The 14,126-nt window shown below is 71.0% G+C and carries 15 protein-coding genes; 7 read left to right on the forward strand and 8 right to left on the reverse strand.

Annotated elements, in window-relative coordinates:
* The first annotated feature begins 44 nt into the window (after positions 1-44).
* Positions 45-443: a peptide-methionine (R)-S-oxide reductase MsrB gene (gene msrB, locus ACZ3II_RS15115; protein WP_465518226.1), complete on the forward strand. Its 399-nt coding sequence runs from the start codon at positions 45-47 to the stop codon at positions 441-443.
* Here msrB and ACZ3II_RS15120 read toward each other — a convergent pair.
* The 4 genes from ACZ3II_RS15120 to ACZ3II_RS15135 are packed head-to-tail and all read right to left on the reverse strand — an operon-like array spanning position 421 to position 2,593.
* Positions 421-894: a dihydrofolate reductase gene (locus ACZ3II_RS15120; protein ID WP_465518227.1), complete on the reverse strand. Its 474-nt coding sequence runs from the start codon at positions 892-894 to the stop codon at positions 421-423. The genes msrB and ACZ3II_RS15120 overlap by 23 nt on opposite strands.
* Positions 891-1,688: a thymidylate synthase gene (locus ACZ3II_RS15125; protein WP_465518228.1), complete on the reverse strand. Its 798-nt coding sequence runs from the start codon at positions 1,686-1,688 to the stop codon at positions 891-893. Before ACZ3II_RS15125 ends, ACZ3II_RS15120 begins: the two co-directional genes overlap by 4 nt.
* A gap of 9 nt (positions 1,689-1,697) precedes the next feature.
* Positions 1,698-2,300 (reverse strand): NAD(P)H:quinone oxidoreductase, encoded by a 603-nt coding sequence (gene wrbA, locus ACZ3II_RS15130; RefSeq protein WP_465518229.1) that lies wholly within the window; start codon positions 2,298-2,300, stop codon positions 1,698-1,700.
* Positions 2,301-2,338: 38 nt separating this feature from the next.
* Entirely contained in the window at positions 2,339-2,593 is a 255-nt protein-coding gene (locus ACZ3II_RS15135) for an isoamylase early set domain-containing protein (protein WP_465518230.1), read from the reverse strand.
* A gap of 56 nt (positions 2,594-2,649) precedes the next feature.
* Here ACZ3II_RS15135 and ACZ3II_RS15140 point away from each other — a divergent pair, with 56 nt between their 5' ends.
* Positions 2,650-3,099, forward strand: a complete 450-nt coding sequence (locus ACZ3II_RS15140) for a GNAT family N-acetyltransferase (protein WP_465518231.1) — start codon at positions 2,650-2,652, stop codon at positions 3,097-3,099.
* Positions 3,100-3,140: 41 nt separating this feature from the next.
* Here ACZ3II_RS15140 and hemQ read toward each other — a convergent pair whose 3' ends face one another.
* The 3 genes from hemQ to hemE all read right to left on the reverse strand — a co-directional run bounded on the left by hemQ (position 3,141) and on the right by hemE (position 6,319).
* Entirely contained in the window at positions 3,141-3,848 is a 708-nt protein-coding gene (hemQ, locus tag ACZ3II_RS15145; protein ID WP_465518232.1) for a hydrogen peroxide-dependent heme synthase, read from the reverse strand.
* Positions 3,845-5,215, reverse strand: coding sequence for a protoporphyrinogen oxidase (gene hemG / locus ACZ3II_RS15150; protein WP_465518233.1), 1,371 nt, complete (start codon positions 5,213-5,215; stop codon positions 3,845-3,847). Before hemG ends, hemQ begins: the two co-directional genes overlap by 4 nt.
* A gap of 69 nt (positions 5,216-5,284) precedes the next feature.
* On the reverse strand, positions 5,285-6,319 hold the full coding sequence (hemE, locus tag ACZ3II_RS15155; RefSeq protein WP_465518234.1) for a uroporphyrinogen decarboxylase: 1,035 nt from the start codon (positions 6,317-6,319) through the stop codon (positions 5,285-5,287).
* 81 nt (positions 6,320-6,400) lie between these two features.
* Here hemE and ACZ3II_RS15160 point away from each other — a divergent pair, with 81 nt between their 5' ends.
* Complete coding sequence (locus ACZ3II_RS15160) at positions 6,401-6,976, forward strand: DUF3000 domain-containing protein (RefSeq protein WP_465518235.1); 576 nt, start codon at positions 6,401-6,403, stop codon at positions 6,974-6,976.
* Positions 6,977-7,050: 74 nt separating this feature from the next.
* On the opposite strand, the gene ACZ3II_RS15165 is transcribed toward ACZ3II_RS15160, so the two are convergent.
* Complete coding sequence (locus tag ACZ3II_RS15165) at positions 7,051-8,139, reverse strand: S1C family serine protease (protein WP_465518236.1); 1,089 nt, start codon at positions 8,137-8,139, stop codon at positions 7,051-7,053.
* Positions 8,140-8,285: 146 nt separating this feature from the next.
* On the opposite strand from ACZ3II_RS15165, the gene ACZ3II_RS15170 reads away from it, so the two are divergent.
* The 4 genes from ACZ3II_RS15170 to ACZ3II_RS15185 all read left to right on the forward strand — a co-directional run bounded on the left by ACZ3II_RS15170 (position 8,286) and on the right by ACZ3II_RS15185 (position 14,107).
* The gene (locus ACZ3II_RS15170) at positions 8,286-9,593 is read left to right on the forward strand and encodes an HRDC domain-containing protein (RefSeq protein WP_465518237.1); all 1,308 of its coding nucleotides are present in this window, start codon (positions 8,286-8,288) and stop codon (positions 9,591-9,593) included.
* Between the two features lie 212 nt (positions 9,594-9,805).
* Positions 9,806-11,002 (forward strand): thiolase family protein, encoded by a 1,197-nt coding sequence (locus ACZ3II_RS15175; RefSeq protein ID WP_465518238.1) that lies wholly within the window; start codon positions 9,806-9,808, stop codon positions 11,000-11,002.
* Entirely contained in the window at positions 10,999-13,059 is a 2,061-nt protein-coding gene (locus ACZ3II_RS15180) for a 3-hydroxyacyl-CoA dehydrogenase NAD-binding domain-containing protein (protein ID WP_465518239.1), read from the forward strand. Before ACZ3II_RS15175 ends, ACZ3II_RS15180 begins: the two co-directional genes overlap by 4 nt.
* Positions 13,060-13,201: 142 nt before the next feature.
* Positions 13,202-14,107, forward strand: a complete 906-nt coding sequence (locus tag ACZ3II_RS15185) for a hypothetical protein (RefSeq protein WP_465518240.1) — start codon at positions 13,202-13,204, stop codon at positions 14,105-14,107.
* The last annotated feature ends 19 nt before the right edge of the window (positions 14,108-14,126 follow it).

Consider the following 14,126-nt stretch of genomic DNA (forward strand, 5'->3'; position numbering starts at 1 on the left):
ACATCACTTCTGGCGGACCGGGCGTGCGACGTACGGTTGATGGCATGACGACCGATCTACCTACCACTCAGGAAGAATGGCGGGTCCGCCTGACCCCTGAGGAGTTCTATGTGCTGCGCGAGGCCGGCACGGAGCGCCCCTGGAGTGGTGAGTACGTGGACACCAAGACCGAGGGCGTCTACAACTGCCGGGCCTGTGGCGCGGCGCTCTATGAGAGCGGCAGCAAATTCGACAGCCACTGCGGCTGGCCCTCCTACGACGACGCCATCCCGGGCGCGGTCCGGGAGATCGAGGACCGCAGCGCCGGGATGGTCCGCACGGAGATCAGGTGCGCCCGCTGCGATTCGCACCTGGGCCACGTGTTCCGGGGCGAGGGCTTCACCCCGAAGAACACGCGGCACTGCGTGAACAGCCTGTCGGTCAGGCTGGATCCCGCCGTCTGAGGTCCTCGACGACGTAGGTGACGCCGGTCGGCGCCTCGACCTGGACCGACTCGGTGACGACCCACTCGTCACCGAGTTCCGGCGCGAAGGCGTCCCCGGCGACCTCGAGGTCGATCCGCGTCCGCACGATGTGCGACGCACGAGGCAGGAACGCGGCGTAGACCTCACCGCCGCCCATGACCCAGAAGTCGTCGAGTCCCACACCCTCCAGGTCGTGCACCACGGTGGCGCCCGGAGCGGTCCACCCGGATGAGCGGGTCAGAACCACGTTCTCCCGTCCCGGGAGCGGACGGCGCGGGAGCGAATCCCAGGTGGCACGGCCCATCACGACCGCGGCGCCCATCGTCCGCTCCTTGAAGACCTGCTGCTCCCCCGGCACCCGCCACGGGATGGTGTTGCCCGCCCCGATCACCCGGTTCCGGGCCTCGGCCCAGATCATGTGGATCGTCATACCGCCACGGGCGCCTTGATCAGCGGGTGGTGCCGGTAATCCACCAGCGTGAAGTCCTCGAACTCGTGCTCGAAGAGGCTCGGGCGGGCGGCTATCTCCAGGGTCGGGAACGGGTACGGCTCGCGGGTGAGCTGCTCGCGCACCTGCTCGACGTGGTTGTTGTAGATGTGCACGTCGCCGCCGACCCAGATGAAGTCACCCGGAGTCAGACCGGTGTGCGCGGCGACCATCTGGGTCAGCAGGGCGTAACTGGCGATGTTGAACGGCACGCCCAGGAACAGGTCGGCGCTGCGCTGGTAGAGCTGGCAGGAGAGCCGCCCGTCGGCGACGTGGAACTGGAACAGGGCGTGACACGGCGCAAGGGCCATGTCGGGGATCTCGGACACGTTCCACGCGGAGACGATCATCCGCCGCGAGTCCGGGTCCTTCCGCAGCGTCTCCAGCACCTCGGCGAGCTGATCGACGTCCCCGCGCGAGGAAGGCCAGGAACGCCACTGCTTGCCGTACACCGGGCCCAGTTCGCCCGACTCCGACGCCCACTCGTCCCAGATGGTGACGCCGCGCTCCTGCAGCCACCGCACGTTGGTGTCGCCGCGCAGGAACCAGAGCAGCTCCACGGCGAGCGACTTGAAGTGCACCCGCTTCGTGGTGATCAGTGGGAAACCCTGGGACAGGTCGTAACGGAGACGCTCGCCGAAGAGGCTGAGCGTCCCCGTGCCGGTGCGGTCGCTCTTGGGAGTGCCGGACTCCAGAACCCGCCGCAGAAGATCTTCGTATTGGGTGTCGACGGCCATCCGCCCAAACTAGCGGAGCTTGCCGCCGATGCCGACGATGCGGCGGGCCAGATGGTCCAGCGCGGCGAACTGTACCTCGGTCAGCGGGGCGTCGTTGCTGCCGCCGGTGACGTGCGAGACGCCGTACGGGTTGCCGTCGGCGAACTTCAGCGGGTCGGTGTAACCGGGCGCCACCACCACCCCGCCGAAGTGGTAGATCGTGTTGTAGAGCGCCAGCAGCGTGGACTCCTGGCCGCCGTGCTCGGTCATCGACGCGGTGAACCCGGCGTACGCCTTGTTCGCCAGCTGGCCCTGCGCCCACTGCGGACCCAGCGTGTCGATGAACTGCTTGAGCTGGCTCGCGACGTTGCCGTACCGGGTCGGGGTGCCGAAGAGCACCGCGTCGGCCCAGACCACGTCGTCGGCGGACGCCTTCGGCTCGTCCTTGGTCTTGTCGAAGTGCTGGCTCCAGGCCGCGTTCGAGGCGATCGCCTCGGCCGGCGCGAGCTCGGGCACCTGACGTACGCGCACCTCGGCGCCGGCCTTCTCACCGGCCTCGCTCAGCCGCTGCGCCATCGCGTGGAGGGTGCCCGTGGACGAGTAGTAAATGATCGCGAGCTTCACGTCAGCCATGCCTCAAGGAGATCTCCCCCGCGCCCGCGCTGAAACGCTTATAGGTGAAGTTCGCTGCCGTCCTCGTCGTCCAGCCACACGCCGTCGGTGGCCAGGTACCGGAACTTGTAGGTCCCCGGCCCGAGCGGCACGCTGACCGTCCGGGTGCCGTTGCGCCGCGCCTGCAGCTCGTGCCGTCCCGGCTCCCAGTCGTTGAAGTCGCCCACCACGCTGACCCGGCCGGCCGGCGCGTCGGCGGGCAGGCAGAAGGTCACCCGGGTCTTGTTGCCGAACAGCCTGCTTGTCTTGATCATGATGCCCTCCCAGCCTTCACCCGGTACAACGGCGGACAGCCGCGTATGTTGTGCCGATGCATCCCGAACCTCATGACGAGCTGCGTGTGGCGTCGTTCCGTGACCTGGACGGCACCACCCTCTACAAGATTCTCAAGCTGCGCAGCGAGGTTTTCGTGGTCGAGCAGGAATGTGCCTATCTTGACCCGGACGGACGCGACATCGAGCCCGGAACCCGGCACATCTGGGTGAAGAGAGGCGATGAGGTACGCGCCTACCTGCGCGTTCTCGCCGATCACGGCACCGAGCGGATCGGCCGGGTGGTGACCGCCCGGGACGCCCGCGGCGCCGGCCTGGCCGCCCGCCTGATGGAGAAGGCCCTGGAGGTCATCGGCCACCGGCCGGCCGTGCTCGACGCCCAGGCGCACCTCACCGCGTTCTACGCGAGGTACGGCTTCGAGACGGCCGGTCCGGAGTACCTGGAGGACGGCATCCCCCACGTGCCGATGGCCAGATCCTGCGTGTGAAGTTCGGGTGCGCATAGCGGCCGAACTCCACACACGGGAACTTACGGAAGGTTCGCTACCAGCTCGGTGACGGAGCGGCGCCGGCCGGTGTAGAACGGGACCTCCTCGCGGACGTGCCGGCGCGCGCCGGACGCCCGCAGGTCACGCATCAGGTCGACGATGCGGTGCAGCTCGTCGGCCTCGAAGGCGAGCATCCACTCGTAGTCGCCGAGCGCGAACGACGCGACCGTGTTGGCCCGCACGTCGGGGTACGGCCGGGCCATCTTGCCGTGCTCGGCGAGCAGCGCGCGGCGCTCCTCGTCGGGCAGCAGGTACCACTCGTAGGAGCGGACGAACGGGTAGACGCAGATGTACGGCCGGGGCTCCTCATCGGCCAGGAACGCCGGCAGGTGGCTGCGGTTGAACTCGGCCGGGCGGTGCAGCGCCATCTGCGACCAGACCGGCTCCAGGTGGCGGCCCAGCGCGGTCCGGCGGAACAGCCCGTACGCGTCCTGCAGCGCGTCGGGCGAGCTGGAGTGCCACCACACCATGATGTCGGCGTCGGCGCGCAGACCGGACACGTCGTACGTGCCGCGGATCGTCACGTCCTTCCCCCCGAGCTGGCCGAACAGGGCGTCGACCTCGGAGGCCAGCTCGTCACGCAGCGCCGGCAGCGGGGAGGCCGCCCGGAAGACCGACCACATGGTGTAACGGATCGTCGCGTTGAGCTCCTTGATCCGGGCCGCGTTGGTCTGCTGCTGCTCTGTCATCGCATCTCCTCCAGGTACTTGCTCACATCGTCCGCCGCACGCTCGCCACTGGCCACACACACCGGGATGCCGACACCGTCGAACGCCGCCCCGGCCAGCGCCACCCCGTCCGGCAGCCCGGCCCGCAGCGCCGCGACCCGGCCGGCGTGACCCGGCGCGTACTGCGGGAGGCCGCCGCCCCAGCGCTGCACCCACGACTCCACCGGCGCCGGCAGCGGCGCGCCCAGCAACTCGCCGAGCTCCCGGTGGGCGACGGCGAGCAGCGACGCGTCGTCCAGCTGCAGCCGCTCCTCCTCACCGGCCCGGCCCAGCGACACCCGCACGATCACCGGGCCGCCGTCCACGGCGAGATGCGGCCACTTCGCCGTGAAGAAGGTCGCGGCCTTGACCAGCGTTCCCTCCCCCGGCGGCACCAGGAAACCGGACAGCTCCGGCAGCCGCGTGCCGGGCGGCAGGGCCAGCGCGGCCAGCGCCACACTCGCGTACTCCAGGTCCTCGGCCCGCCCGAGCAGGCGCGCCGCCGGCTTCGCCGGAACGGCCAGGATCACCGCGTCGGCCTCATCGGTGCGCGGCGCGGGCGCCGGCCCGAAAGTCAACATCCAACGGCCTTGCGGGGTACGGCTGAGCTCCCGCACCGTCTCCCCCAGCACCACCCGCGCCCCGGACGCCACGACGGCCGCCTCGACGAACCGGCTCATCCCGCCCTCGACGGCCGCGAACACCGGCCGGCCCGGCGTCCGGCGGCTGCGCGCCTGGGCGGCCCGGACCGCGCCGGCCAGGGTGTGCTCGGTCTCCGCGGTGTGCGCCAGCTGCGGCATGGTGACCCGCAGCGACAACCGGTCGGCCCGGCCCGCGTAGACGCCGCCGAGCATCGGGTCGACCAGCCGGTCCACCACCTCGGGCCCGTAACGCTCCCGGACCAGCGCGCCGACCGCGACGTCCTCGCCGGGAGCCAGCAGCGGGCGGCCGGAGTCGACGTCGGCGCCGTCGGCGGGCAGCGCCACCCCGTCCAGCGCGGACAGGTCACCGGGGACACCGACCAGGGTGCCGCCGGGAATCGACGCGAGCCGGCCGCCGAAGGCCAGCGCGGCCGGGCGGGCGGCCGGATGCACCAGCGTGTCCCCGAGGCCGACCCGGCGGGCCAGCGCCACGGCCGCGGACTCGCCGCCGTCGGGAGCGCTGTTCAGGAACGACTCGGCGCCCCGCTCCACCCGCAGTCCACCCAGGTTCCCGGTGCGGAGCTTGCCACCCGGGGCGGTGCTCCGCTCGTACACCACGATCTCGGTGTCCGGGGTCAGGTCCCGCAAGCGGACCGCGGCCGCAAGCCCCGCGATGCCGCCGCCGATGATCGCGATCCGCTTCCGCACGTTCTTCACACTCCCAGGTCCCGCACGCTTCCGGCCAGCGGGGTCCGCCGCTGTGACGGGCGGCCTCTCTTACGAGCCGGAAACCTCGTGCACCAGCGCGACCAGACGGGTCAGGACCTCCGGATCGGTCTCCGGCAGCACGCCGTGGCCCAGGTTGAAGACGTGCCCGGGGGCCGCCTGGCCCTGCTTGAGGACCCGGCGGGTCTCCCGCTCGACGGTCGCCCAGTCGGCGAACAGGATCGCCGGGTCCAGGTTGCCCTGCACCGCGCGGTCCGGCCCGATCCGCTTCGTCGCCTCGTCCAGAGGGGTGCGCCAGTCCACACCGACCACGTCGGCGCCCGCCTCGCCCATCGCCTCCAGCAGCACCGCGGTGCCCACCCCGAAGTGGATCCGCGGCACACCGGCGTCGGCCAGGCCGCCCAGCACGGCGGCCGAGTGCGGCATCACGTACTTGCGGTAGTCGGCCTCGGACAGCGCGCCCGCCCAGGAGTCGAACAGCTGGACCGCGCTCACCCCGGCCTCGATCTGCACGCGCAGGAACGTCGACGTGATGTCGGCCAGCCGGCTCAGCAGCGCGTTCCACAGGTCGGGGGCACCGTACATCATCGCCTTGGTCTTCAGGTAGGTCCGCGAGGGACCGCCCTCGATCAGGTAGCTGGCCAGGGTGAACGGGGCCCCGGCGAAACCGATCAGCGGCGTCGCGCCGAGCTCGGCGACCAGCAGCCGCACCGACTCGGTGACGAAGTCCACGTCGGCCGGGGTGATCGGGCGCAACCGGGCCAGATCGGCCTCGGCACGGATCGGCTCGGCCACCACCGGGCCGGTGCCGGCCACGATGTCCAGGTCGACGCCGGCCGCCGCGATCGGCACCACGATGTCGCTGAAGAAGATCGCCGCGTCCACGTGGTGCCGGCGCACCGGCTGCAGGGTGATCTCGGTGACCAGGTCGGGCCGGCGGCACGACTCCAGCATGCCGACACCCTGGCGGATCTTCCGGTACTCCGGCAGCGACCGGCCGGCCTGCCGCATGAACCAGACCGGGGTGTGCGGGCCGGGCAGACCACGACAGGCCCGGACGAACGGGGAATCCTGGAGAACCGTCACCCGGCCATCCTGTCATGGGACCGGCGGGCCCCGGCGGCGCGGCGAGCGGTGGCAGCCGCGAGATCGGCATAGGCTGCCCCCATGGCGTCCCCCTCCGCTGCCCCCGAGGCGTTCACCCGCGCCGTTGCCGGGTTGCGCGCGGAGTCGCCGCGGCCGGAGATCCTGCTCGAGGAGATCGCCGCGCCTCAGCGGCTCGCGCCGTTCGCGTTCGCCCTGAGCGCCACCGTGCTCCGCGCCGGTGACGAGGTGGCGAGCGGCCGGCTGATCCTGCTGCACGACCCGGCCGGGCACGACGCCTGGCGCGGCGACCTGCGGCTGGTCACCCTGATCACGGCGGAGCTGGAGGAGGACCTCGCCTCCGATCCGCTGCTGCCCGCGGTGGCCTGGACCTGGCTGACCGACGGGCTGGACCAGCACGCGGCGGCGTACACGGCGATCGGCGGCACCGTCACCCAGACCGCGTCCACCCGGTTCGGTGAGCTGGCCGGCCCGGAGCCCACCGCCGACCTGGAGGTGCGCGCGTCGTGGACGCCCACCTCCGGCGACTTCGGCGCCCACCTGCGCGGCTGGTGCGTGATGCTGTCCTCGACGGCCGGTCTGCCGCCCCCGGGCGTCGCCTCGCTCCGAACCCCGCGTGTTGATTTCGGCCGCGTATAGCGCCCGAAATCCACACGACCCGGTGTGTTGGTTTCGGCCGCGCATAGCGCCCGAAATCCACACGCCGCCGGGGCTCAGGGGACGTTGCAGGCGCCGAGCGTCTGGCAGGCCGTCGCGATCGGGATGGCCAGGCCGATGCCCTCGGCGTCCCGGGCCTTCGCCGTGGCCAGTCCGACCACCCGCTTGTTCGCGTCGACCACCGGCCCGCCCGAGTTGCCGGGGTTGATCGGGGCGTCGAACTGGATCGTCGGCCCGTCCTCGGTGGTCCGGAACGCGCTGATCACCCCGGTGGTCACCGAGTCCTCCAGGCCGAGCGGCGCGCCGACCACCATCACCTGCTGACCGGACTTCACCGCGCCCGGGGCCACCTGCAGCGGCGTGATGTCCTGGTTGGTCCGCAGCAGCGCCAGGTCCTTGCCCTCGCTGACCTTCACGATGGTCGCGTTGATCCGGGTGTTCCCGCGTTCCAGGGTGACCGCCCGGTCCCCGCTCTCCCAGACCTCCTGCACCACGTGGAAGTTGGTGAACAGGTTGGTCCGCCCGCTCGCCCGGCCGATCGCGAAGGCGGTGCCGGTGAACTCGCCCGCCCGTACCCGGAAGACGCTGGGCAGGACGCCCTCGGCGATGCCCTCCGAGTCGAAGACCGAGGTGAGCCGCTTCTCCAGCTCCTCGGTCTTGCCCTGCGAGGTGCTCACCCGCTCGGCCAGGTCGTTGCTGCTCTGGATCATGCTCTCGACCCGGAAGGCCTGCCAGCCGGAGACCGCGACCAGGGCCACCACCAGCCCGATGATGATCGACTTCGTCTTGTTGGTCCGGGGCCGGGGAAGCGGAGCGGGCGGCGCCTGGTGAACCGGCGGCGGGGCCTGGTAGACCGGTTCCTGGTAAACCGGTTCCGGATAGACCGGCTGCTGGTACACCGGCTGATAGGCGGGATCCTGGTAAACCGGCTGCTGCTGGTGACCCGCCTGCTGGTGATAGGCCGGCTGCTGGTGATGAGCCGGCTGCTGGTGATGAGCCGGCTGCTGGTGATGAGCCGGCTGCTGGTGATGAGCCGGCTGCGCCCACGGGTCCTGAGCCTCGTCCTGCCAGGAGGGCCACTCTTGGGAACGCCGGCGCCCGCCGGAGCCGTTGGCGGGCGTGAAGGGCTCGAAAGAAGTGGACATTCTGCGCGGCCTCCCGGTGGTCTCGGCGCTGCGACAGGTGGTACGGACCGGAAGGCGGAACGGATGAACTCCCCGAAAGATCGAGAATCGACGCGCCGAGTGCCCTGCTGCGCACGGCGAGGGTGCCGTCCCCGTACGGTTACGGAGTGACCGACGAAGCACCCCTGCGCCGTCGGGACTCGCCGGACACGGCAGGAGACGGACCGCACGATGTGCCGCCCGACCCGTCTGGCGGTCCCGAGGAGGTTTCCCGCCCCAGCACACCCCTGACCGCGCCCCGGGACGGCACTCCCCGCCCGGTGGAGACCCCGGCCGAACTGGCCGAGATCGTCGCCCTGATGACCGCCGGCTCCGGGCCGGTCGCGGTGGACGCCGAGCGCGCCTCGGGCTACCGCTACACCCAGCGCGCCTACCTGGTGCAACTGCGCCGGGCCGGCGCGGGAACGGCTCTGATCGACCCGCTGCCCCTGGACGATCTGCGCACCCTGGACGCCGCGCTCGCCGACACCGAGTGGGTGCTGCACGCCGCCAGCCAGGATCTGCCGTGCCTGGCCGAGATCGGCATGCGGCCGCGCCGGCTGTTCGACACCGAGCTGGCTGCGCGGCTGGCCGGTTTCGAGCGGGTCGGCCTGGCCGCGCTCACCGAGCAGCTGCTGGGTTACTCGCTGGAGAAGCACCACTCGGCGGCGGACTGGTCGACCCGTCCGCTGCCGGAGTCCTGGCTGACCTACGCCGCCCTGGACGTGGAGCTGCTCACCGACCTGCGGGACCTGCTCGCCGAGGAGCTGGAGCGGCAGGGCAAGGCGGCCTGGGCGGCCGAGGAGTTCGCGGCCCTGGTGGCCGGCGCGGACCGGCCGCCGCGGGTGCGCCCGGATCCGTGGCGCCGCACCTCGGGGATACACCGTGTCCGGGGCGCCCGCGCCCAGTCCCGGGTCCGCGCGCTCTGGTACGCCCGGGACGGTGTCGCCGCCCGCAAGGACTCCGCACCGGGCCGGGTGCTGCCGGACTCGGCGATCGTGGCCGCGGCCGAGGCCGATCCGAAGGACGAGCGCACCCTGCTCGGCATTCCCGGGTTCGGTGGCCGTTCGGTGCGCCGGCTGGCGAAGATCTGGCTGGACGCGCTGGACGCGGCCCGGTCGCTGCCGGACGACGAGCTGCCGGTGAACCAGCCGGTCGACGGCCCGCCACCGCCGCACCGCTGGGCCGAGCGTGATCCGATCGCGGCGGCCCGGCTGGCCCGCTGCCGGCAGATCGTGGTGGGCACCGCCGAGCGCCACAACCTGCCTCCGGAGAACCTGATCAGCCCGGACTTCATCCGCCGGCTGGCCTGGTCCCCGCCGGACGAGATCACGCCCCGCACGGTGGGTGACACGCTGCTCGGCTTCGGCGCCCGCAACTGGCAGGTGGTGCTGCTCAGCGACGATCTCGCGGCGGTCCTTCCGGAAAGCGCCTGAGGGGTTCCTTCTCCCGGCTGGTTGTCACGGCTGTCTCAGCGGCGCTGAGACAGCCGTGACAACCAGCCGGAGTTCTTCAGCGGCGGTCCGCAGCGCCGATATGTGGCTCTGACTTCGGGATGTGACCTTTTCTCGGAGGGCCTGGCAGCTACTAGTTACTGGCGAGTAGCATTGCCGACACATTTGGGTTCACGCCCGCAAGGAGGCTTGCTGTGCCCCGTGAAGTACGCGAGGTCGTCTTCGTCGACGGCGTCCGCACCCCGTTCGGCAAAGCGGGCGGCATGTATGCCGAGACCCGCGCCGACGACCTGGTGATCCGCTGTATGCGCGAACTGCTCAAGCGCAATCCCCAGCTGCCGCCGGAGAAGGTGGAGGAGGTCGCGATCGCGGCCACCACCCAGATCGGCGACCAGGGCCTGACCCTCGGCCGGACCGCCGCTCTGCTGTCCGGTCTGCCCAAGACCACCCCGGGCTACTCGGTCGACCGGATGTGCGCGGGCGCCATGACCGCGGTCACCAACGTCGCCGGCGGCATCGCGATGGGCGCGTACGACATCGCCATCGCCGGTGGCGTCGAGCACATGGGCCGGCACCCGATGGGTGAGGGCGTCGACCCCAACCCGCGGATCCTGGCCGAGAAGCTGGTCGACCCGTCCGCCCTGGTGATGGGCTCGACGGCGGAGAACCTGCACGACCGCCTGCCGCACATCACGAAGGAACGGGCCGACAAGTACGGCCTGAACTCTCAGATCAAGACCGCCAAGGCGTACGCCGACGGCAAGATCCAGCCGGACCTGGTGCCGGTCGCGATCCGCAGCAAGGAGCTGGGCTGGGGCCTGGCCACCGTCGACGAGGCCCCGCGCCAGACGTCGCTGGAGAAGCTCGCCACCCTGAAGACCCCGTTCCGCCCGCACGGCCGGGTCACCGCCGGTAACGCGGCCGGCCTCAACGACGGCGCGACCGCGGCGATCCTGGCCGACGAGGCGACCGCCCGTGAGCTGGGCCTGCCCGTCGCGATGCGGATGGTGTCCTACGCGTTCGTCGGCGTCGAGCCGGAGATCATGGGTTACGGCCCGATCCCGTCGACGGAGAAGGCGCTGAAGAAGGCCGGCCTGACGATCGACGACATCGGCCTGTTCGAGCTGAACGAGGCCTTCGCGATCCAGGTGCTCGCCTTCCTCGACCACTACGGCATCGCCGACGACGACCCCCGGGTCAACCCGTGGGGCGGCGCGATCGCCATCGGTCACCCGCTCGCGTCCTCGGCGATCCGCCTGATGACGCAGCTCGCCCGGCAGTTCGCCGAGCGTCCCGACGTCCGCTACGGGATCAACGCGATGTGCATCGGCATCGGCATGGGCGGCACCGTTATCTGGGAGAACCCGTACTGGGAGGGCGCGGCCAAGTGATCGAGAACCCGAACGAGGTAGTCACCAAGGCGATCCTCCGCCTGGTGCCGGTACCCGGCCTGGACCGGCCCGCCGCCCTGATCACGCTGGACAACGGCTTCGACCACAAGAAGCCGAACAGCTTCGGCCCGGCCGGCCTCACCTCGCTGGACGAGGCGATCACCGCGGCCACCGAGGCGAACCCGTCGTTCATCGCGCTGACCGGCAAGCCGTACATCTTCTGTGTCGGCGCCGACATCACCGGCATGCCGCTGATCAACTCGCGGGAGCAGGCCGTCGCGCTCGGCGAGCTGGGCCACCGGGTCTTCGCCCGCCTCAGGAACAGCACCATCCCGACGTTCGCGTTCGTCAACGGCGCGGCGATGGGCGGCGGCCTCGAGGTGGCGCTGCACTGCCACTACCGCACGGTCTCCACCGGCGCGGCGGCGCTCGCCCTGCCCGAGGTCGCGATCGGCCTGATCCCCGGCTGGGGTGGCTCGCAGATCCTGCCGAACCTGATCGGCATCATCAACGCCGCCCAGGTGATCCTGTCGAACCCGCTGACCCAGAAGACGCTGCGCCCGAAGCAGGCCAAGGAGTGGGGTGTCGCGGACGCCCTGTTCGAGGCGGCCGACTTCCTGGAGGACTCGCTGGCCTGGGCGGCCGGCGTGGTCAAGGGCGACGTCACGGTCGAGCGTCAGGAGATCGACCGCAAGGACTGGGACGGCGTCCTCGAGTTCGCCAAGGCCGTTCTGGACGAGAAGACGCACGGCGCCATCCCGTCCGCGAACAAGGCCCTGGAGCTGCTCGCGCTCGCCAAGACGGCGTCGTTCGAGGACGGCACCGCGGCCGAGACCGAGGCCCTCGCCGACCTGATCCTGGGTGACGAGTCCCGCGCCAGCCTGTACGCGTTCGACCTGGTCCAGCGCCGGGCCAAGCGCCCGGTCGGCGTGCCGGACAAGTCGCTGGCCCGCAAGGTCACCAAGGTCGGCATCGTCGGCGCCGGCCTGATGGCCTCCCAGCTGGCCCTGCTGTTCCTGCGCCGCCTCCAGGTCCCGGTCGTGCTGACCGACCTGGACCAGGAGCGGGTCGACAAGGGCGTCGCCTACGTGCACGCCGAGATCGAGAAGCTCGTCTCCAAGCGCCGGATGGACGAGGGCACCGCGGCCAAGCTGCGCCTGCTGATCAGCGGTTCGGTCGACAAGTCGGTGTTCGCCGACGCCGACTTCGTGATCGAGGCCGTCTTCGAGAACCTCGAGCTGAAGAAGCAGATCTGGGCCGACTTCGAGAAGATCGTCTCCCCGGAGGCGATCCTGGCGACCAACACCAGCTCGCTGTCGATCACCGAGATGGCGGCCGGTCTGGAGCACCCGGAGCGGCTGGTCGGTTTCCACTTCTTCAACCCGGTCGCCGTCCTGCCGCTGCTGGAGATCATCCGGGGCGAGCAGACCGACGACGCGACGCTGGCCACCGCGTTCGAGGTCGGCAAGACGCTGAAGAAGTCGTCGGTGCTGGTCAAGGACGCCCCGGCGTTCGTGGTCAACCGCCTGCTGACCCGGGTCACCAGCGAGATCTTCCAGGCCGTCGACGCCGGCACCCCGCTCGACGTGGTGAACGTGGCGATGGACCCGCTGGGCCTGCCGATGCGCCCGATCGCGCTGCTGCAGCTGGTCGGCCCGGCCGTCGCCTACCACGTGGGCGAGACGCTGCACGCGGCGTTCCCGGACCGCTACGTCGACTCGCCGAACCTCAAGCGGATCGTCGACGCGAAGCTGCCGGTGATGGCCGACAAGGAGATCAACCCCGAGGTGATCGCCCTGCTCCAGGTCGGGGACGCCCCGCTGACCGCCGACGAGGTTCGGCAGAAGGCGCTCGAGGGCCTGGCCGAGGAGATCCGCCTGATGCTCGACGAGGGCGTGGTCGCGGAGGCGCAGGACATCGACCTGTGCATGATCCTCGGCGCCGGCTACCCGTTCCACCTGGGTGGCGTCACGCCGTACCTGGACCGCAGCGGCATCGCGGAGAAGGTCACCGGCAAGCGGTTCCTGGCGGACGGCGTGGCCAACGTCCGCAGCTGACCGAGATCCGACGATCGATGGCCCCCGCGCTGCTGGCGCGGGGGCCATCGGCGTGCTGGTGTGGGAATTCACCCGCTGAGAGGTCTACCGTCGTTCCCGGGCGTCGATAGGATCCAGCGACTATTCGATTGATGGAGTCCCGATGACATACCCCCCGCCGCCCGGGCAGCCCTCGCCCGGCGAACCGCTTCCACCGACCCGGCAGTTCGGGTCCCCTGAGCCTCCGCAGTACGGCCAGCCCCAGTCGCCGCCGCCCTACGGCGCGCCGCAGCAGCCGCAGTACGGTCAGCCGCAGGTGCCGCAGCAGCCGCAGTACGGGCAGCCTCAGCAACCGCAGTACGGGCAGCCCCAGCAGCCGCAGTACGGCCAGCCGGAGTACGGACAGCAGCAGCCCGGTTACGGCCAGCAGCCGCCGCCCGGGTTCGCACCGCCGCCGCCCGGCTTCGGGCCCCCGCCCGGCGCCCCGCAGAAGAAGTCCAAGGCCCTGCCGATCGTCCTGGTGATCATCGGGATCGTGCTGGTCCTCTGCGTCGGCGGTGGCGCCGCGTTCTACATCTTCGCCAAGGACGAGATCGACGCCGGCGTCGAAGCCTCCAAGATCACCATCAGTGAGCCGGCCACCCTCGGCGGCCAGCCCAAGCTCAACAACAAGGAGTTCGCCTCGCTGACGGCGGACATGGAGAAGGAGCTGGCCGGCTACCCCGGCGCGTCCGACGCGTTCGGCGCCTTCTACGGCGACATCACCAAGTCGCAGATGACCGCGGCGATCGCCACCAAGGCCACGCTGGCCGACCCGAAGGCCGAACTCGACGCCTCGTTCAAGTCGTTCAGCGAGACCGCCCAGGTCAGCGGCATCACCGCGGTCGGCACCGGCACGCTCGGTGGCGTCGCGCAGTGCGGCACCGCGGCCATGGAGGGCGAGAAGGTCGCCGTCTGCGGCTGGGCCGACAACGGCAGCGTCGGCATGATCATGTACTTCTTCAAGACCGCCGACCAGGTGGCCGCGGACTTCCCGAAGCACCGCGCCGAGATCGAGACGAAGAGCTGATCCGGTACGCCGCGACGGG

This window comes from Actinoplanes sp. NPDC019969, from assembly GCF_055562375.1.